At 63.6% G+C, this 18,765-nt stretch carries 16 protein-coding genes; 7 read left to right on the top strand and 9 right to left on the bottom strand.

Annotation, left to right across the window (positions count from 1 at the left end; all coding sequences use genetic code 11):
* Together RAD04_RS26785 and RAD04_RS26780 are read right to left on the bottom strand one after the other, a co-directional pair.
* Positions 1–846: an ABC transporter permease gene (locus tag RAD04_RS26785; RefSeq protein ID WP_461626333.1), complete on the bottom strand. Its 846-nt coding sequence runs from the start codon at positions 844–846 to the stop codon at positions 1–3.
* A gap of 214 nt (positions 847–1,060) precedes the next feature.
* Positions 1,061–2,032: an aliphatic sulfonate ABC transporter substrate-binding protein gene (locus RAD04_RS26780; protein ID WP_461626180.1), complete on the bottom strand. Its 972-nt coding sequence runs from the start codon at positions 2,030–2,032 to the stop codon at positions 1,061–1,063.
* Positions 2,033–2,220: 188 nt separating this feature from the next.
* On the opposite strand from RAD04_RS26780, the gene RAD04_RS26775 reads away from it, so the two are divergent.
* Complete coding sequence (locus RAD04_RS26775) at positions 2,221–5,010, top strand: [protein-PII] uridylyltransferase (RefSeq protein WP_461626179.1); 2,790 nt, start codon at positions 2,221–2,223, stop codon at positions 5,008–5,010.
* A 48-nt stretch (positions 5,011–5,058) separates the two neighbouring features.
* Here the strand turns inward: RAD04_RS26775 and RAD04_RS26770 are convergent, their stop codons facing one another.
* Complete coding sequence (locus RAD04_RS26770) at positions 5,059–5,964, bottom strand: LysR family transcriptional regulator (RefSeq protein WP_461626332.1); 906 nt, start codon at positions 5,962–5,964, stop codon at positions 5,059–5,061.
* A 181-nt stretch (positions 5,965–6,145) separates the two neighbouring features.
* Between RAD04_RS26770 and RAD04_RS26765 the strand changes: the two genes are divergently transcribed.
* Positions 6,146–6,514, top strand: coding sequence for a nuclear transport factor 2 family protein (locus RAD04_RS26765; protein ID WP_461626178.1), 369 nt, complete (start codon positions 6,146–6,148; stop codon positions 6,512–6,514).
* Positions 6,515–6,585: 71 nt separating this feature from the next.
* Here RAD04_RS26765 and RAD04_RS26760 read toward each other — a convergent pair whose 3' ends face one another.
* On the bottom strand, positions 6,586–7,128 hold the full coding sequence (locus RAD04_RS26760; RefSeq protein ID WP_461626177.1) for a methylated-DNA--[protein]-cysteine S-methyltransferase: 543 nt from the start codon (positions 7,126–7,128) through the stop codon (positions 6,586–6,588).
* A gap of 98 nt (positions 7,129–7,226) precedes the next feature.
* Between RAD04_RS26760 and RAD04_RS26755 the strand changes: the two genes are divergently transcribed.
* From RAD04_RS26755 to RAD04_RS26745, 3 genes are all read left to right on the top strand, one after another.
* Positions 7,227–7,583 carry a DUF1304 domain-containing protein gene (locus tag RAD04_RS26755; RefSeq protein ID WP_461626331.1) on the top strand — a complete coding sequence of 119 codons (357 nt, stop codon included), beginning with the start codon at positions 7,227–7,229 and terminating at the stop codon, positions 7,581–7,583.
* Positions 7,584–7,745: 162 nt separating this feature from the next.
* Positions 7,746–8,987, top strand: a complete 1,242-nt coding sequence (locus RAD04_RS26750) for an ABC transporter substrate-binding protein (RefSeq protein WP_461626176.1) — start codon at positions 7,746–7,748, stop codon at positions 8,985–8,987.
* 186 nt (positions 8,988–9,173) lie between these two features.
* The gene (locus RAD04_RS26745; protein WP_165637666.1) at positions 9,174–10,394 is read left to right on the top strand and encodes an ABC transporter substrate-binding protein; all 1,221 of its coding nucleotides are present in this window, start codon (positions 9,174–9,176) and stop codon (positions 10,392–10,394) included.
* A 127-nt stretch (positions 10,395–10,521) separates the two neighbouring features.
* On the opposite strand, the gene RAD04_RS26740 is transcribed toward RAD04_RS26745, so the two are convergent.
* Positions 10,522–10,947, bottom strand: coding sequence for a DUF1330 domain-containing protein (locus tag RAD04_RS26740; protein ID WP_461616256.1), 426 nt, complete (start codon positions 10,945–10,947; stop codon positions 10,522–10,524).
* 182 nt (positions 10,948–11,129) lie between these two features.
* Here RAD04_RS26740 and RAD04_RS26735 point away from each other — a divergent pair, with 182 nt between their 5' ends.
* Together RAD04_RS26735 and RAD04_RS26730 are read left to right on the top strand one after the other, a co-directional pair.
* Positions 11,130–13,343, top strand: coding sequence for a transglycosylase domain-containing protein (locus RAD04_RS26735; protein ID WP_461626175.1), 2,214 nt, complete (start codon positions 11,130–11,132; stop codon positions 13,341–13,343).
* Positions 13,344–13,621: 278 nt separating this feature from the next.
* Positions 13,622–14,281: a hypothetical protein gene (locus tag RAD04_RS26730; RefSeq protein WP_461626174.1), complete on the top strand. Its 660-nt coding sequence runs from the start codon at positions 13,622–13,624 to the stop codon at positions 14,279–14,281.
* A gap of 223 nt (positions 14,282–14,504) precedes the next feature.
* On the opposite strand, the gene RAD04_RS26725 is transcribed toward RAD04_RS26730, so the two are convergent.
* The 4 genes from RAD04_RS26725 to RAD04_RS26710 form a co-directional block, all read right to left on the bottom strand.
* A complete protein-coding gene (locus RAD04_RS26725; RefSeq protein WP_461626173.1) occupies positions 14,505–15,344 on the bottom strand; it encodes a M48 family metallopeptidase in 840 nt (279 codons plus the stop codon).
* A 217-nt stretch (positions 15,345–15,561) separates the two neighbouring features.
* On the bottom strand, positions 15,562–16,890 hold the full coding sequence (locus tag RAD04_RS26720; protein WP_091964546.1) for a polyhydroxyalkanoate depolymerase: 1,329 nt from the start codon (positions 16,888–16,890) through the stop codon (positions 15,562–15,564).
* 121 nt (positions 16,891–17,011) lie between these two features.
* A complete protein-coding gene (locus tag RAD04_RS26715) occupies positions 17,012–17,830 on the bottom strand; it encodes an ABC transporter permease (protein ID WP_461626172.1) in 819 nt (272 codons plus the stop codon).
* 97 nt (positions 17,831–17,927) lie between these two features.
* The gene (locus RAD04_RS26710) at positions 17,928–18,731 is read right to left on the bottom strand and encodes an ABC transporter ATP-binding protein (RefSeq protein ID WP_461626171.1); all 804 of its coding nucleotides are present in this window, start codon (positions 18,729–18,731) and stop codon (positions 17,928–17,930) included.
* Between the last annotated feature and the right edge of the window lie 34 nt (positions 18,732–18,765).

Below are 18,765 nucleotides of genomic sequence, written 5' to 3'. Positions count from 1 at the left end.
TCAAGCTCCCTTCGCGCGCCCGAAGGCGTCCTGCCAGCGCAGGAAAGGTGCGGCGGCTACCTCGATCAGCCAATCGGTGAGCTTGCCGAGGATGGCGAAGATCACGATGGCGGCGAGGATCTGCGCGGGCTTACCGAGCTGCTGGCCGTCGAGCAGGAGATAGCCGAGGCCTTCGGAGGCGCCGATCAGCTCGGCTGCGACCACGAACATCCAGCCGAGGCCGAGACCGACGCGCAGGGAAACCACATAGGCCGGCAGCACCGCCGGCAGCAGAATGCGGCGGATCATGGCGAAGCCGGAGAGGCGAAAGGTGCGGCCGACCTCGACGATCTTGCGATCCACCGAGAGGATCGCGCCCATCACGCCGAGATAGACCGGAAAGAACACCCCGACTGCGATCAGCGCGACCTTCGAGGTCTCGAAGATGCCGAGCCAGAGGATGAACAGGGGCACCCAGGCGAGCGAGGGAATCGCGCGCAGCGCCTGCACGGTCGGATCGAGCAGCCGGCGCGCCAGCGACCAATAGCCGGAGACGGCCCCCAACAACGTGCCCGCGACCACGCCGAAGGCGAAGCCGAGCCCGACGCGCCACAGCGTCGCTATGACGTGGCGGACCAGCTCGCCGGAGCGGGCAAGTTCGGCGATGGTAGCAAAGACGCGCGACGGCGGCGGCACCAGCCGGCCGTTGGACCAACCAAGCCACACCACGAGCTCCCAGCCGAGCGCGAGCGCGAGCGGCAGCAGCAGTCCCAGCATCGGCCGCGCATAGCGCGCCATGCGCGAGGGCGCGGCTACGCTTTCGGCGGGTTCCGAAGATTGTTGCAAGGCTGGCGCGTCGGAGATCATGGCCATTAGCAAGCGCGTCTGATTGGGGATTGCAAGGAGCCTCTTACCCTCCCCTGGAGGGGGAGGGTCGGCTCATATTGAGCGCAGCGAAATATGAGACGGGGCGGGGTGACAGTCTCTCCGCGACAGACGGTGCCCGAGCGGAGAGATCACCCCACCCCGCTCGCGCTGCGCGCGATCGACCCTCCCCCTCCAGGGGAGGGTAAGAGAGAGATCAATTCGTCGGCAGCGGGACCTGGTCATCGATTAACGCGTCGAGCGTCGCCTTCACGTCGACCTTGGCATCGACGACGCCCGCCTGTTGCAGGGCAAGTCCCGCGGCGAGGATCGACTCGCGCTGCGGCGCGCCGATGCGGCTGTGGGTGAGCTCGGTGCGCTCCTTGAGTTGCTTGTCGACGACGGCCTCGGGGAGTTTTGTGACCGCGATGAAGGTCTTCTTCAGCTCGTCGTAATTGGCCAGCGAATATTTGCGCGCCTCCTCATACACCGCGAGGACGCGGCGGGCAGCGTCGGGATGGTCCTTCAAAAACTGCTCGCGCACATTGAGGATGCCCCAGGTGTTGGCGTCGGCCTTGCGGTAGAACAGCTTTGCGCCCTCCTCGACCTCGGCCTGCGCCATCATCGGATCGAGGCCGGCCCAGGCATCGACGTCGCCGCGGATCAGCGCGATCTTGCCGTCGGCGTGCTGGAGCAGCACCGGGGTGACGTCCTTTTCGGTGAGGCCCGCCCCGAGCAGCGCGCGCACCAGGAAGATGTGCGGATCGGTGCCGCGCGTCACCGCGACGCGCTTGCCCTTGAGGTCGGCCACGCCGGCAATCTTGGAATCCTTCGATGTCACCAGCGCCGTCCACTCAGGGCGCGAATAGACATAGATCGACTTGATCGGGTTGCCGTTGATGCGGGCGACCAGCGCCGCCGAACCCGCGGTCGAGCCGAAATCGATCGAGCCGGCATTGAGGAACTCGAGCGCCTTGTTGGAGCCGGCCGACTGCACCCAGGTGACGGTGATGCCGTCCTTGGCGAACTCCTTCTCCAGGAGCCCCTTCTGCTTCAGAACCATCGACACCGGATTGTAAGTCGCCCAGTCGATGCGGATTTCCTTGAGCGGATCAGCCGCCTTGGCCGCGGGGGTCGCGGCGAGCGCAACCGCTCCCGCCAACAGAATGCGTCGTGTAAGTCCGGTCATGCCCAGCCTCCTCCAAAACTTCATTGTTTTTCAATGAGTTATATCTAGAGGTCAACGAGAAAATCCGCCCTTCGAAAGCGCGCCGGCCGAGAACAGATTTGCCCAAAGCCGGGCCTTTCCAGCATGGAACGACTATTGCCAGAGAATGGCGGGTGACAGCGCCTGTCACCTCTTATATCCGGTGAGACATGGACAGCGTCGCGACTGAGCACAAGGCCGAGGTGGACGATCGTTTCGACACTGCGCGGATCACCGCCGCGGTCGATGCGCTCGCCGAAAAGCACCAGGGACGCGAGGACGCGTTCCGCACGGCCATGGCGCAATTGCTCAAGGCCGAGTTGATCGCGGCACGCGCCGCGGCACAGGAAATCCTCCTGAAGGACCGCCACGGCCGTCGCTGCGCCGAGCGGCTCTGTCACGTGCAGGACGAGATCATCCGCATCCTGTATTCGGCGGCGACCCGCCATCTCTACCGCTCGCCGATCCCGAGCGGTGCCGAGCGCATGGCGGTGGTCGCGACCGGCGGCTACGGCCGCGGCCTGATGGCGCCCGAATCCGACATCGACCTGTTGTTCATCCTGCCCTACAAGCAGACCGCCTGGGGCGAGCAGGTCGCCGAAGCGATCCTCTATTGCCTCTGGGACATGGGGCTGAAGGTCGGCCACGCCACGCGATCAGTGGACGAGTCGATCCGGCAGGCGCGCGGCGACATGACCATCCGCACCGCGATCCTGGAGACGCGCTTCCTCACCGGCGACAAGCCGCTCTATGAGGAGCTGGTCGCACGCTTCGACAAGGAGGTCGTGCAGGGCACCGCGTCGGAATTCGTCACAGCCAAGCTCGCCGAGCGCGAAGAGCGGCACCGCCGCGGCGGCCAGTCGCGCTATCTGGTCGAGCCCAACGTCAAGGACGGCAAGGGCGCCTTGCGCGACCTGCACACGCTGTTCTGGATCGCCAAATACGTCTACCGCGTCCGCGACACCGGCGAGCTGGTCGAGCGCGGCGTGTTCGATGCGCAGGAATACCGCAGCTTCCGCCGCTGCGCCGATTTCCTCTGGTCGGTGCGTTGCAATCTGCACTTCTACTCCGGCCGCGCCGAAGAGCGTCTCTCGTTCGACCTCCAGCGCGAGATCGCGGTGCGGCTCGGCTACACCTCGCATCCCGGCATGCAGGATGTCGAGCGCTTCATGAAGCATTACTTCCTGGTCGCCAAGGAAGTCGGCAACCTCACCGCCATCCTCTGCGCCAAGCTCGAGGACCAGCAGGCCAAGCCCGCGCCGGTCTTGAGTCGGATGATGGCGCGGCTGCGGCCGACCGCGGCGAAGCGGCGCGTCCCAGACAGCGACGACTTCATCGTCGACAACAACCGCATCAACGTTGCCGCACCCGACGTGTTCAAGCACGACCCGGTCAATCTGATCCGCATCTTCCGTCTCGCGCAGAAGAACAACCTCGCCTTCCATCCGGATGCGATGCGCGACGTGACGCGGTCGCTCGGCCTGATCAACGCGCAGATGCGCGAGAATCCCGAGGCCAACCGGCTGTTCATGGAGATCCTGACCTCCGACAACGCCGAGATCGTGCTGCGGCGGATGAACGAGACCGGCGTGCTCGGCCAGTTCATCCGTGCCTTCGGCAAGATCGTCTCGATGATGCAGTTCAACATGTATCATCACTACACCGTCGACGAGCACCTGATCCGCTGCATCGGCTTCCTCCAGGACATCGAGCGCGGCGGCATCGAGGAGTTCACCCTCGCCAGCGACCTGATGCGCAAATCCCGGCCCGAGCACCGGTCGGTGATCTACATCGCAACACTGCTGCACGACGTCGCCAAGGGCCGGCCGGAGGACCACTCGATCGCCGGCGCCAAGGTAGCGCGGCGGCTGTGCCCGCGGCTAGGGTTCAGCCCGGCCGACACCGAGCTCATCGCCTGGCTGATTGAGGAGCATCTGACGATGTCTACGGTCGCGCAGTCGCGCGACCTCTCGGATCGCAAGACCATCGAGAATTTCGCCGCCGTGGTGCAGTCGGTCGAGCAGATGAAGCTGCTGACGATCCTGACCACCGCCGACATCCGTGGCGTCGGTCCCGGGGTGTGGAACGGCTGGAAGGCGCAACTCTTGCGCTCGCTGTATTACGAGACCGAGCCGGTGCTGACCGGCGGCTTCTCGGAGGTCGACCGCGGCAAGCGCCTCACCGCCGCTTACGCCGAATTCCGAAATGCCTTCGCCGAATGGCCGGCGGAGGAGCTCGATGCCTATATCGGCCGGCACTATCCGGCCTACTGGCTCAAGGTCGAGCTGCCGCGAAAAATCCGCCACGCCCGCTTCGTCCGCTCCAGCGAACAGGCCGGCCACAAGCTCGCGATCAATGTCGGCTTCGACGAGGTGCGCGGCGTCACCGAGCTGACGATCTTCGCGGCCGACCATCCCTGGCTGCTGTCGATCATCGCCGGCGCCTGCGCCTCGGCCGGCGCCAACATCGTCGACGCCCAGATCTACACCACGACCGACGGCCGCGCGCTCGACACCATCTCGATCTCCAGGGAATACGACCGCGACGAGGACGAGGGGCGGCGCGCCACCCGCATCGGCGAGATGATCGAGGACGTGCTGGAGGGCAAGCTGCGCCTGCCCGAAGTGGTGGCGCGCCGCACCGTGCGCAGCAAGGCAAAGCCCTTCGTGATCGAGCCGGAAGTGACCATCAACAACCAATGGTCCGACCGCTACACCGTGATCGAGGTCTCCGGCCTCGACCGGCCCGGCCTGCTCTACGAGCTGACCACCGCGATCTCGAAGCTCAACCTCAACATTGCGTCCGCCCATGTCGCGACCTTCGGCGAGCGCGCGCGCGACGTGTTCTACGTCACCGACCTCCTGGGCGCGCAGATCAGCGCGCCGACCCGCCAGGCCGCGATCAAGAGCGCGCTGACCCATGTGATGGCCGGCGACAAGGCGGTCCAGCCGGCGGCGTGACTTTCGTTCGTCACTCCGCGCTCGCGGCTAATGGGCCCTGACCCCTAACTATCGTCGCGCCGACTTTTGTTCAGAGTGCCGTAGCGCGTTCACGAGCGCAGACAGCGCGGCTGGTTGATGCTGACGACTGGGATAATACATGAAGAAGCCGGGAATTGGGGGCGTCCAATCCTCCAGCACCCGAATAAGACGGCGCTTCGCAATATGTTCGGCGACCTGCTCTTCATAGGCTAGGCCGATACCAACTCCGGCGAGCGCCGCCTGAATCACCAGGTGAGTGTCGTCAATGATGAGCGGGCCATTCACGTTGATCGTGACCGACTTTCGGCCTTGCTCAAACTCCCACCGATATGGACCACCTGCGAGGCGCAGGGTAATGCACCGATGATCGCTCAGATCCCTCGGCTTTTCGGGGATGCGCCGTGAAGCGAAATAGCGCGGCGACCCTATGACCGCCAATCGCAGTTCGGGCGTGACGCGAACCGCGATCATGTCCTTTTGAATGTACTCGCCAAGCTGAATACCGGCATCGAACTCGCCTGCAACGAGGTCCACTGGGCCAGTGACGGTGACGACGTCCAGAACGATGTCGGGGTAGGCCTCAGCGAAAGCTCTGAGCCGCGGTAACAGTACCATCACCGCAGCCGATCGCGACATGACAATTCGAAGGCGACCTTCGGGCCGGCGCCGAATGCTTTGGGCTTTGTCGAGGGCATGACGAATTTGCTCAAGTGCCGGAGACAGATCTTCCAAGAGAGCTGCTCCCGCAGCGGTCGGTGCAACGCTCTTGGTCGTTCGAGCGAGCAGCTTCAGCTCGAGCCGTTGCTCAAGCCTCCGGATCGTGTGGCTCAAGGCAGACTGCGACACACCCAGCTTTATCGCAGCGCGTGTAAAGCTTCGTTCACGGGCCACGATTGCAAACGCGGCGAGGTCGTTCATTTCGTCTGTCATCATCATGAATATCACTCATGAGCCCATGCCATTCAAGACGCCTAGTCTCATAAGTCACCTTGCCGTAGGTTTTTGCGCAAGCACGGGAGACGACCTGCACTGCTTCTGCGTGTGGGGCAGGTCGACGCTCGGCAGCTGGCCGGACCGCATGAATGAGTCCGGTGCAAAAGCTTTGAGGATGACAATGGATACGGACGTCCCCGCCTTGCGCTCGCTTGCGCAGACCTATTTCGACGCTGCCTATGAAATGGATGCTGAAAAGTTTGCATCCATATTTCACCCGTCGAGTTCCGTGACGAAGGTGGCCGAGGACGGCAAATTGGGCGTGACGCCGATTGCGTCCTGGCTGGCAGTGGTCCGCAACACGAAAGCTCCGAAGCAACAGGGCTTCGAGCGAGAAGATCAGATCCTATCAATAGACGTTGAAAGCGAGCTCGCGCTTTTAAAAGTCAAATTGCGCATTCCGCCCCGCTCCTTCACGGACCTGCTGTCGTGCTTGAAGGTGAACGGGACCTGGACAATAGTTCAGAAGGTGATGACGTCGAAAGTCTGACGGATTCGGTTGCAGCAGGGCAGCGTCCATGAGGTAGGTGCGGTCATGGGCGCGGTTCGCTCAACACATTCTCAAATGGACTCTCGAACCTGCACCCCCTCATGCCGCAGCAGCCAGCGTTTGCGCTCGAGCCCGCCGCCGTACTTCACCAGCGAACCGTCAGCGCCGATCAGGCGGTGACAGGGCAGCACCACGCTGATCGGATTGGAGCCGTTGGCATGACCGACGGCGCGAATGGCTTTTGGCATGTCGATCTTTGCTGCCAGCGCGCCGTAGCTCATCGTGGTGCCGGCGGGGATGTGAGCCAGCGCGTTCCAGACCTTCTGCTGGAACGGCGTGCCGGCGATGCGCCATGCGATGGCCGAGAGCTGACCGAGATCGCCGTCGAAATAACCCGATAGCGCCGTCCGCGTCGCCGTCGGCGCGGGCTGATCGCTCATATCCACTGCGCCATAATGCAGGCGCAACAATTCGCGCATGCGATGCTCGTAATCCTCCCAGTCGAGCGCCCGCAAGGCGCCCTCCGCATCGGTAACGAGCAGCGCGACGCCGATCGGCGTCACCAGGCGATCGAGGCCGAAGCGTTCAGGCGTCTTGGTTGGTCGAGCGGGCATCGCGGCACCATTGCATCGAAACACACCCATCGCACTTGCCATGCCGGCCGTGCTATCGTCCACCCGAAAGCTGACGCTGGGGGGAGCTCAACTTGATCCTGATCGCCAATATCCTGGTGGCGCTGGTCGCCGCACTGCACGTCTTCTTCTTGATCCTGGAGATGTTCCTCTGGGACAAGCCGCAGGGCCTGAAGGTGTTTCGCAACACGCCGGAGAAGGCCGAGATCACGAAGGTGCTGGCCGCCAACCAGGGCCTCTATAACGGCTTCCTCGCCGCGGGCCTGATCTGGGGTCTCGTCCACGGCAGCCCGGCCTTCGCATTCCAGATCAAGGTGTTCTTCCTGCTTTGCGTGATCGTGGCCGGCGCCTATGGCGCCGCGACCGTCAGCAGCCGCATCCTGATGGTGCAGGCGCTGCCGGCGGCCGTCGCGCTGGTCGCGTTGTTCCTGGCCTGAGACGTCGGAGCCAGGACTCATCGGCCTGAGACGCTAGGGCGCAGCGCCGCGATCCTTGCGCGGCGGCGAAGCTTCCTCCACAATCTTCGGCAGCGATGGCGACCGTTGCAATCGACGGGAAAAGACCATCGGCCGAAAATTCCGTCAGGAGGAACAACCAACATGACCAATCGCAGAGCCTTCTTAGCTGCCACGGCAGCGCTCGCCTTCGCGTTCTCCGCGAACCAAGCCTTCGTAAGCGAAGCCTTCGCCCAAAAGAAGTACGACACCGGGGCGACCGACACCGAGATCAAGATCGGCCAGACCGTGCCGTTCTCCGGCGCCTACTCCGTCTACGCCAATATCGGCAAGACCCAGGCCGCCTACTTCAAGATGATCAACGATCAGGGCGGCATCAACGGCCGCAAGATCAATCTGATCCAGTATGACGACGCCTATTCGCCGCCGAAGACGGTGGAGCAGGTGCGCAAGCTCGTCGAGGGCGACGAGGTGCTGTTCACCTTCCAGCTCATTGGCACCGCGGCCAATGCCGCCGTGCAAAAATATCTCAACGGCAAGAAGGTGCCGCAGTTGCTGGCCTCGACCGGCGCGGCCCGCTTCAACGATCCCCAGAACTATCCCTGGACCATCGCCTACAATCCCAACTACGTGTCCGAGGGGCGCATCTACGCCAAGTACATTCTCAAGGAGCATCCGAACGCCAAGATCGGCGTGCTCTACCAGAACGACGACATGGGCCGCGACTATCTCGCGGGCCTCAAGAGCGGCCTCGGCGACAAGGCTGCCAGCATGATCGTCGGCGAGGTCTCCTACGAGGTCACCGACCCGACGGTCGATTCCCAGGTGGTCAAGCTGAAGTCGATGGGCGTCGACGTGTTCTTCGATGCCTCGACGCCGAAATTCGCAGCACAGGCGATCAAGAAGCTCGCCGACCTCGGCTGGACGCCGGTGCACATCCTCGACATCAATGCGAGCCCGATCTCGGCGACGCTGAAGCCGGCCGGCCTCGACATCTCCAAGGGCATCATCTCGACCCAATATGGCAAGGAGCCCAGCGATCCCCAGTGGAAGGACGATCCCGGCGTGAAGGCCTTCTTCGCCTTCATGGACAAGTATTTCCCGGAAGGCGACAAGCTCAACACCGTCAACACCTACGCCTATTCGGTGGCGGAGCTGCTGGTGCAGGTCCTGAAGCAATGCGGCGACGACCTGACGCGTGAGAACATCATGAAGCAGGTCGCCAACATCAAGGACTTCACGCCGAGCTTCGCGCTGCCCGGCATCAAGATCAACACCGGGCCAAACGACTTCCGCGTCAACAAGCAGATGCAGATGATGAAGTTCAACGGCGAACGCTGGGAACTGTTCGGGCCGATCATCGAAGACACGGGACCGTCGGGCTAGTTCCGATCTCGTAGGGTGGGTTACGCCCAGCGGACTGCACTTCGCGCAGCCCGCAAGGCTAACCCACCCTACGAACGCCCACCTTGCGTCGCAACAATCGTTCCTCCACACTCGCCCTCAGCGATGGCATCGGACGCACCGTGCGGCCGGCAGATCATCGGCAAAAACAGACTGAGGGAATTGCGAATGAGGAATGGAAAGCTGCATCTGGCCACGGCGCTTGCTCTGGCGCTGTCGATTTCAGCGGCCAATGCCCAGAAGAAATATGATCCGGGCGCCAGCGACACCGAGATCAAGGTCGGACAAACCGTGCCGTTCTCGGGGCCGGCATCGGCCTATGCCACGATCGGCAAGACGCAGGCCGCCTATTTCAAGATGATCAACGACCAGGGCGGCATCAACGGCCGCAAGATCAACCTGATCCAGTATGACGACGCCTATTCGCCGCCAAAGGCGGTGGAGCAGGTGCGCAAGCTCGTCGAGAGCGACGAGGTGCTGCTGACCTTCCAGATCGTCGGCACGCCGTCGAACGCAGCCGTGCAGAAATATCTCAACTCCAAGAAGGTGCCGCAGCTGTTCGCCGCCACCGGCGCCTCGAAGTTCACCGATCCGAAGAACTTCCCTTGGACCATGGGCTACAACCCGAACTATTTCGTCGAGGGCCGCATCTACGGCCAGTACGTCCTGAAGGAGCATCCCAACGCCAAGATCGGCGTGCTTTATCAGAACGACGATCTCGGCAAGGACTATCTGAACGGCATCAAGGCCGGCCTCGGCGACAAGGCTGGCAAGATGATCGTGACGGAAGCGTCCTACGAAGTCTCCGATCCGACCATCGACTCGCAGATTCTCAAGATCAAGGATGCCGGCGCCGATCTGTTCTTCAGCGCGACCACGCCGAAGCAGGCCGCGCAGGCGATCAAGAAGATCGCGGAGATGGGCTGGCATCCGGTGCAGATCGTCGACATCAACGCCACCTCGGTCGGCGCGGTGATGAAGCCGGCGGGCCTCGAGGCGTCCAAGGGCGTGATCAGCGTCAACTACGGCAAGGATCCGCTCGATCCGGCCTGGAAGGACGATGCCGGCATGAAGAAATATTTCGACTTCATGGCGAAGTACTATCCTGACGGCGACAAGGATTCGAGCTTCAACACCTATGGCTACGGCACCGCCCAGCTGCTGGTGCACGTGCTGAAGCAGTGCGGCGACAACCTGACGCGCGAGAACGTCATGAAGCAGGCCGCGTCGCTGAAGGACTTCATCGGCGACATCGCGCTACCCGGCATCAAGGCCAACACCTCGGCGACCGACTACCGCGTCAACAAGCAGCTTCAGATGATGAAGTTCAACGGCGAGCGCTGGGAGCTGTTCGGCCCGATCCTGGAGGATGCGGGTCCGGCGGGTTAGTGAAGTCTCGTAGGGTGGGTTAGCCGCAGGCGTTACCCACCACTTCTGCAGCCGCGGAGACCAAAGCGGTGGGTTACGCCCGGCGGACTGCGCTTTGCGCAGCCGCCACGCTAACCCACCCTACGAGCTACTCCGGTATCTCTCCAAAATTCTTCCCGATCGGCAGCACGGCGTGCCGGATCAGCCGCGAGTCCTCGACCGCTGCCTGGCGATGCTTGACCGCCTCGCGGTAGACGGGATCGCGGATCATCTCCACGAAGGCTCCGACATCAGGATATTCGGCGATGAAGCAATGGTCCCAGCGCTCCTCCTGCGGACCGATCAGCATCAGCTCGAACTTGCCCTGCCAGACGATGCGGCCGCCGAGGCGTTCGAACACCGGGCCGCTCTCGCGGCCATAGGCCGCGTAGGCTTCGGCGCCGCTTGCCTTGCGGCCGTCCGGATAGGCCGCCTCCTTGCGCAGACGCACCAGATTGAGCATGTGGATCGGCCCGGGACGGTCGTTCTCCCGGAATTGCGCAAAGATCTCCTTGGTCGGATCGATATGGCCCATGTGGGTTTCCTCTGCGTGTTTCCTCGTGTTTTGTGCCGGCGATCCTAGCTCCGGCGCGCAATCAGCGGAACTGCGGCGGGCGAATGCCGCACCTCCTAATCGCGCGTTAAGGTCTGGGTAACCGGGCCTTAAACAGCGACCGCTAGCGTGCGGCGGGGCGGGCTGACCGGGCGTTTTTGCGTATGGCGTGGGGAAAGAAAAAGGGTGGGCGGAAGGAGCCGCTGTTCGGCTTGCCCGCGGCGCTCGCCGATCTGCGCCTGACCGCGGCGGACCGCATCCCCGGCGGCGACGACAAGCCGAAGAAAACAACGAAATCATCCGCCAAGCGCAAGAGCGAGGAGTCCGGTGACGAGCCGCCGCGCGAGCGCAAGGCGCCAGCCAGCCGCAGCGGTGCCAAGCGCCGGTCGAAGTCACGTATTGGCGCCAGCATCGGCCGCCTGGTCTATTGGGGCGCGGTGCTCGGCCTGTGGGGCGCGATCGCCGTGATCGGCGTCGTCATCTATGTCGGCGCCCATCTGCCGCCGATCCAGTCGCTGGAGATTCCCAAGCGGCCGCCGACGATCCAGATCGTCGGCATCGACGGCAGCATGCTGGCGCAGCGCGGCGAGATGGCCGGCGCCAATGTCTCGCTGAAGGATTTGCCGCCGTATCTGCCGAAGGCGTTCATCGCCATCGAGGACCGGCGCTTCTATTCGCATTTCGGCATCGACCCGATCGGCATCCTGCGCGCCCTCGTCACCAACGTCATGCATCGCGGCGTCTCGCAGGGCGGCTCGACGCTGACGCAGCAGCTCGCCAAGAACCTGTTCCTGACCCAGGAACGCACCATGCAGCGCAAGCTGCAGGAGGTGGAGCTCGCGATCTGGCTTGAGCGCAAGCACACCAAGAGCGAGATCCTGGAGCTCTATCTCAACCGCGTCTATTTTGGCTCGGGCGCCTATGGCGTCGAAGCCGCGGCGCAGAAATATTTCGGCAAGTCGGCGAAGAACGTCACGGTCGCCGAGGCCGCGATGCTGGCCGGTCTCGTCAAATCGCCCTCGCGCCTTGCGCCGAACCGCAACCCCGAAGGCGCCGAGGCGCGCGCGCAAATCGTGCTTGCGGCGATGGCGGATGCAAAGTTCATCACGGACGCGCAGGCGCAGGCCTCGATCGGCCATCCCTCCTACAATGTGAAACCGGTCGGCGCCGGCACCGTCAATTACGTTGCCGACTGGATCGGCGAGGTGCTGGACGATCTGGTCGGCCAGATCGACGAGAGCATCAAGGTCGAGACCACGATTGATCCGAAACTGCAGAGCGTGGCGGAAGCCGCCATCATCGACGAGCTCGCGGCCAAGAGCGTGAAGTTCAATGTCAGCCAGGGCGCGCTGGTGGCGATGACGCCCGACGGCGCGGTGCGCGCCCTGGTCGGCGGGCGGAACTATTCCGAGAGCCAGTACAACCGCGCGGTGACGGCGAAACGCCAGCCGGGCTCCTCGTTCAAGCCGTTCGTCTATCTGACCGCGCTCGAGCAGGGGCTGACGCCTGATACGATGCGCCAGGACGCGCCGATCGAGGTCAAGGGCTGGCGACCCGAGAACTACACCCATGAATATTTCGGCGCGGTGACGCTGACGCAGGCGCTGGCGATGTCGCTCAACACGGTCGCGATCCGTCTCGGCCTCGAGGTCGGGCCGAAGAACGTGGTGCGTACCGCGCACCGGCTCGGCATCTCCTCCAAGCTCGAGCCCAACGCCTCGATCGCGCTCGGCACCTCCGAAGTCTCGGTGGTCGAGCTGGTCGGCGCCTATGCGCCCTTCGCCAATGGCGGTCTCGCGGTGGCACCGCATGTCGTCACGCGGATCAAGACGCTGGGCGGCAAGCTGCTCTACATGCGCCAGCCTGAGGAGCGCAATCAGGTCATCGACCCCCGCTATGTCGGCATGATGAACGCGATGATGCGGGAGACGCTGATATCAGGCACCGCCAAGAAGGCCGAGATCCCCGGCTGGCCGGCGGCCGGCAAGACCGGCACCAGCCAAGATTACCGCGACGCCTGGTTCATCGGCTACACCGCGAGCCTCGTCACCGGCGTCTGGCTCGGCAATGACGACAATTCGCCGACCAAGAAGGCAACCGGCGGCGGTTTGCCGGTCGAAGTGTGGTCGCGCTTCATGAAGACGGCGCACGAAGGCGTTCCGGTCGCGGCGTTGCCGAGCACACAAGGCGGCTGGGGCCTGTCGAACCTCGCGCAGGCGGCTTCGCAGGTATCGCCGCCGACGGTGGCAGCGCCCGGGCCGGCCCCCGCCAGCAACGGCGGCTATCGCCCACCGCCGACACGCGCCAATGCCCGGCCGGAAGCGGCGGCGGGGCTCGACGGCTGGCTGATGGACCGGCTGTTCGGTGGGAACCGATAGGCTCGGGCTGAGGTCTCCATGACCTCAAAACAAAAACTGCGAAAACAACCCCATGCACAGTAGCTGAAGATAACGAAATCAACGGCTTGCGTGGGCAGCACAGACGCCTGAAGCACGCGCCCGGAAATCAGCTCCACCGCTTCGGCAAGTCCTGCCTATCGCGGCAAGATTCTCCGCGGACCGCAGCTCGCCGAAAGCAAAAACTCCAATCCCTTCAAGCTCCCGTCAGCGGCCCGGGATTTGCTCTCATAAGTTGAGCGAGTGTCTGGGAGCGTTCCATGATTTCAAATCTATCCAGCGTGGCGCTGCCGCATCTGCGGCCCGCGTCGACGTCCGCTTCAAATGCGGCATCCGGTCTCCAGCCGATCGTGTCAGAGGCGACAGACGCGGCGACCAACGGCTTCCGCGTTGACGTCTCCCAGGTGAAGCCGCTGCAAGGAGCGAAGCCGATATCGGTGGCGGATGATCCGGTTCTGCGCGACCTGATGGCGACAAACTGGCTGATGACCCACGGTGCGAGCGCAACTCAACCGGCCGTTTCGGACGATGCGCCTGAAAACACATACGCGCAGGTGAAAGTCGGCGGCAAGGTGGTGGCCACGCTCTATAATGGCGGCTCCTCGACGATGACCAACGCGGCGGCCGCGAAGATCGGCAAGCTCGAGGATCCTCCCGGCCTGAGTGGACCGGCTCTGGCGCAGTGGCGGGCCGACAATTACGCGAGGCTGCTCGGCGGCACCGTCGAAAAGGCTCCCACCGCGATCACGCAATCGCAATGGACACCGCGTGAAAGCAGCTCCACGAGCTACAGCCGCGAGCAACTCGACGCAGCCTTCCAGGCGATGCTGGCGGAGGGCCAGAAGGCCAGCGCGCAGCGGCAATCGTCGTATCTGGCCTCACACGCGCAAGCGGGGACGAGTGCGGATGTCAGCGCGTGAGCGCAGCCTGAAGCCGCCTCATTCTCAACTGTCATTCCCCGCGAAGGCGGGGAATCCAGTATTCCAGAGACATCGAGATTCATAACGGCTGCCGCGGCGTACTGGGTCGCCCGGTCCCGTCTCCGCAAGGCTACACCGGGCCCACAGTGGTGCTCGGCCGGCGAAGCATTAGCGAAGACGGCAGGCCGGGCGACGACAGCGTTTGCCTGGCTGGCGGGGAGGATTAATCCTCGACCCCATACCGGTGCAGATCGTTGCCGTAGGTATCGAGCCACTTCTTGGCGCGCTCCATCGACGGGCAGACTTTTCCGCACACGCGCCAGAACCGCGCCGAGTGGTTCATCTCGACGAGGTGAGCGACCTCGTGCGCGGCGAGGTAGTCGAGCACGAAGGGCGGTGCGAGGATCAGGCGCCAGGAGAACGACAGCGAGCCGGCCGAGGTGCAGGAACCCCAGCGGCTGGACTGATCGCGGATCGAGAGGCGCTTGACCCTGACCCCGAGCTCGGAGGCGTAAGCCTCCGCCGAACGCTGCAGGTCGCGGCGCGCCTCGCGCTTGAGGAAATCGCTGACGCGGCGATCGACATGCTCGAGCCCGCCGGCCACGCAGAGGATGCGTTCGCCGCTATCGCGCGTCTCGGTCCACACCGTGCCGCGCGCGCCGGCGCGATGAACGATGCGATGCGACGTGCCGCGCAGCGGTATCACCGTGCCCGACTGGAACGGCGCGGCCTTCGGCAAGCGACCGAGGCGCGCCGCGATCCACGCACCGTGGCGCTGCGCGAAGTCTTTTGCTTCGGCCAGCGTGCCGCGGGGCGGCATGGTGAGGATGGCTTCGCGATCGCTGGGGTGAATTCTCAGCGTGTAGCGGCGCGCGCGGCGGTGCCGGCGCAATCGGATGGCAAAAAACTGCGATCCGTGGGTGATGACGAGGGTCTTCGGTTCGTGGGGCCGCCGATAGAGGAGAGCGCGAGTGGCCATGTCTGTCAGTCCGGGGGGCAGGAGGGCGCCCGGATTCTGCCATAACCGCCGCCAGGGAAAGCGCTCGGCGCAAAAACAAATCATTTGCCCAATATACAGCGGTCTGACGTCCGGGAGACCCTACAGACTGGGGTTGGAACCGGCTTTTTTCGCCCCCGCTGGACGCATGCGGCACCCCCAAGGGGTGAGGGAGGACTCACTCCTATAAAGCTACCTAAATACCGCGAATCTGAACAGAACCAGACCCCGCCGAAGCCTCCGGCGGGGCCTGAATTTTCGACGGGAAAGCCGAAAACGAAGGTTATTCGGCCGCGAGAGCCTGCAATGAGCTGGGATTCGCAGCTGAGACCATGAAGTCATGGATTCGCGGAACGATTTCCGACTTGAAGCGCGAGCCGTTGAACACGCCGTAATGTCCGACGCCCTTCTGGACGTAATGAACGCGGCGATGATCGGGGATCGAGCTGCACAATGCGTGCGTTGCTTCAGTCTGACCGAGACCCGAGATGTCGTCGTTCTCGCCTTCGACCGTCATCAACGCCACGCGCGTGACCTTGGAGGGGTCCACGCGTGTTCCGCGATGGGTCATCTCACCCTTCGGCAGCGAGTGTTTCACGAAAACGGTGTCGACCGTCTGCAGGTAATACTCGGCGGAGAGGTCCATCACCGCGAGATATTCGTCATAGAACTCGCGATGCTTGTCGACGAGGTCGCCGTCGCCCTTCACCAGATGGGCAAAGAGCTGCTTGTGGGCGTCCATGTGCCGGTCGAGATTCATGCTGATGAAGCCGTTGAGCTGCAGGAATCCCGGATAGACGTCGCGCATCATGCCGGGGTGCGGGAACGGCACCTTGGTGATGACGTGGTTGCGGAACCAGTCGATACCGCGCTCCTGGGCGAGATTGTTCACCGCCGTCGGGTTGCGACGGGTGTCGATCGGGCCGCCCATCAGCGTCATAGAGGTCGGCACGAAGGGATCGCGCCGCGCTTCCATGATCGAGACGGCGGCGACGACGGGCACGGAGGGCTGGCACACCGCCATGACATGGGTGTTGCCGCCGAGGACGTGCAGCATCTCAATGACGTAGTCGATGTAATCGTCGAGATCGAAGCGGCCATCGCTGAGCGGCACCATGCGGGCGTCGGCCCAATCAGTGATGTAGACCTCATGCGCGGGCAGGAAGGCCTCGACCGTGCCGCGCAGCAGCGTCGCGTAGTGGCCGGACATCGGCGCCACGATCAGCACGCGCGGCTGCGGGCTGCGCAGGGGACGAGCGAACTTGCGATCGAAGTAGAGCAGCCGGCAGAACGGCTTTTCCCAGACCGAGCGGACCTCGACGGGGACGCGGATGCCGTTGACCTCGGTGTCGTCGAGGCCCCATTCCGGCTTGCCGTAGCGGCGCGTGGTGCGCTCGAACAATTCGCAGGCCGCGGCAACCGACTTGCCGACCTCGGTGCGCGCCCAGGGGTTGAGAGGATTCTGGAACAGCAGCTTGGTCGCGTCAGTGACCGCACGTGCCGGATTGAGAGAGGCGTGCGCCATCTCGTACATCCAGTACATCGGCGTCGTCAGGACCGGACTGCCTTCTGCAGCCAGGGGCGGTGCGCCGCCGAACTCACCAATAGGCATCGCTATATCCCTCTTCGCATCGCAGCATACTGCCGAATGCGCAATATTGCGTCAATGCATGGTTCCGTACATCTACGGAGCCGAAGCGGCTAAACCAGCCTGAATCCACGGGAAAGTGACGTTATTCACCGCCCGACAGCAGCGAGCCGTGCCGTTTGGCGCTGCGCAAAAGGGCAAGGAATGATGCAAAAGATGCAACCAGAAAGACGGCGTTGATGGCCAGCGCCTCCAGCATCAGGTCGGCGCGTAAGGTGTTTTCGATCAGCAGCGCGCGCATCCCCTCGAAGGCATAGGTCGGCGGCAACGCCCAAGCGACGTATTGCAGCCAGGCCGGCAACACGCTGACGGGATAGTAGACGCAGGCAAGCGGCAGGATCGCGAACATCAGGGTCCAGACGATGCTCTCGGCGCCGAGCCCGTTTCGCAGCACGAGACCCGACACGAAGATGCCGACCGACCAGCTCGTGAAGATCAGATTGCAGAAGAATGCGATCAGCGGCAGGCCCAGGGCATAGACATTGAAGTGAAACATGAACAGCGCGAGCAAGGTCATCGGAATGATCCCGATCGCAAGCCGGATCAGGCTCATGACCATCAGCGACAGCAGAAACTCGATCGGCCTCAAGGGACTCATCATGAGGTTGCCGATGTTGCGCGCCCACATCTCCTCCAGGAACGAGATGGAGAAGCCGAGCTGCCCGCGGAACAGGATGTCCCAGAGGATGACGGCGCCGATCAGCGTGCCGCCGGCGCGCGCGAAGAAATTGGAATTCTCGGCGATGTAATACTGGATGAAGCCCCAGGTGATGACCTGCAGCGCCGGCCAGTACAGCAGTTCGAGCAGCCGCGGCCAGGACGACAGCAGGAGGTACCAGTAGCGCAGGATCATCGCACCGATGCGGTGGATGGAGATGCCGTGGTGGAGGGTGAGGTCGGTCATGGCAGCACCGCGTAGCTGTCATCCCGGGGCGCGACATAGTCGCGAGCCCGGAATGACGGTAATCTATACAGGGTGCGATCGGGACGAGAGAGCCTCCTCACCTTGCCGCCTCCTTCGCACCGTTCACCCGGCCGCGCGCGACGTCCAGAAACACCTCCTCCAGCGTGGTGCGGTTGTAGCGCGCCATGATCGCCTCGGGCGTGTCGTCGTCCTCGATGCGGCCGCGCTTCATGATGATGACACGATCGCAGAGCCGCTCGACCTCGAGCATGTTGTGCGAAGCCAGGAGGATGGTGGCGTTGTTGTCCTTGCGATAACGCTCCAGATGCGCCCGCACCCAGTCGGCGGTATCCGGATCGAGCGAGGCGGTCGGCTCGTCCAGCAGCAGCAGCTCGGGCCGGTTGATGAGCGCTTTGGCGAGCGCGACCCGGGTCTTCTGCCCGGCGGACAGCTTGCCGTTGGCGCGGTCGATGAATTCGGTGAGATCGAGATCGTCCGCGAGCTCGGCGATGCGGCCGGCGAGGTTCTTCACCGCATAGAGCTTGCCGAACACGGTGAGATTCTGCCGCACCGTGAGCCGCATCGGCATGTCGACATAGGGGCTCTCGAAATTCATCCGCCCCAGCACGGAAGCGCTCTCCTCGGGCATCCTGTGACCGAGCACCTGCACGCGGCCGGAGGTCGGCAGCACCAGGCCCATGATCATCGCGATGGTCGTTGTCTTGCCGGCGCCGTTGCCGCCCAGAAGCCCGGTGATGGTGCCACGCGGCAGCGAAAAGGAGATGTCGTCGACCGCGCGGGTCTGCTTGTAGATCTTGACGAGGTGCTCGACCGCGATCGCCGCGGACGAGCTGCGCTCCGCGACAGTCGGCCGACTTGAAGCCTTGTCATTCTCGGTCATGCTGGTCGTTCTTCTGCTATTGCAGCGGATAGCG

The organism is Bradyrhizobium sp. 25ACV (genome assembly GCF_054863005.1).
The sequence above is the reverse complement of the archived record's forward strand: the minus strand, read 5'-3'. Positions and strand labels throughout refer to the sequence as shown.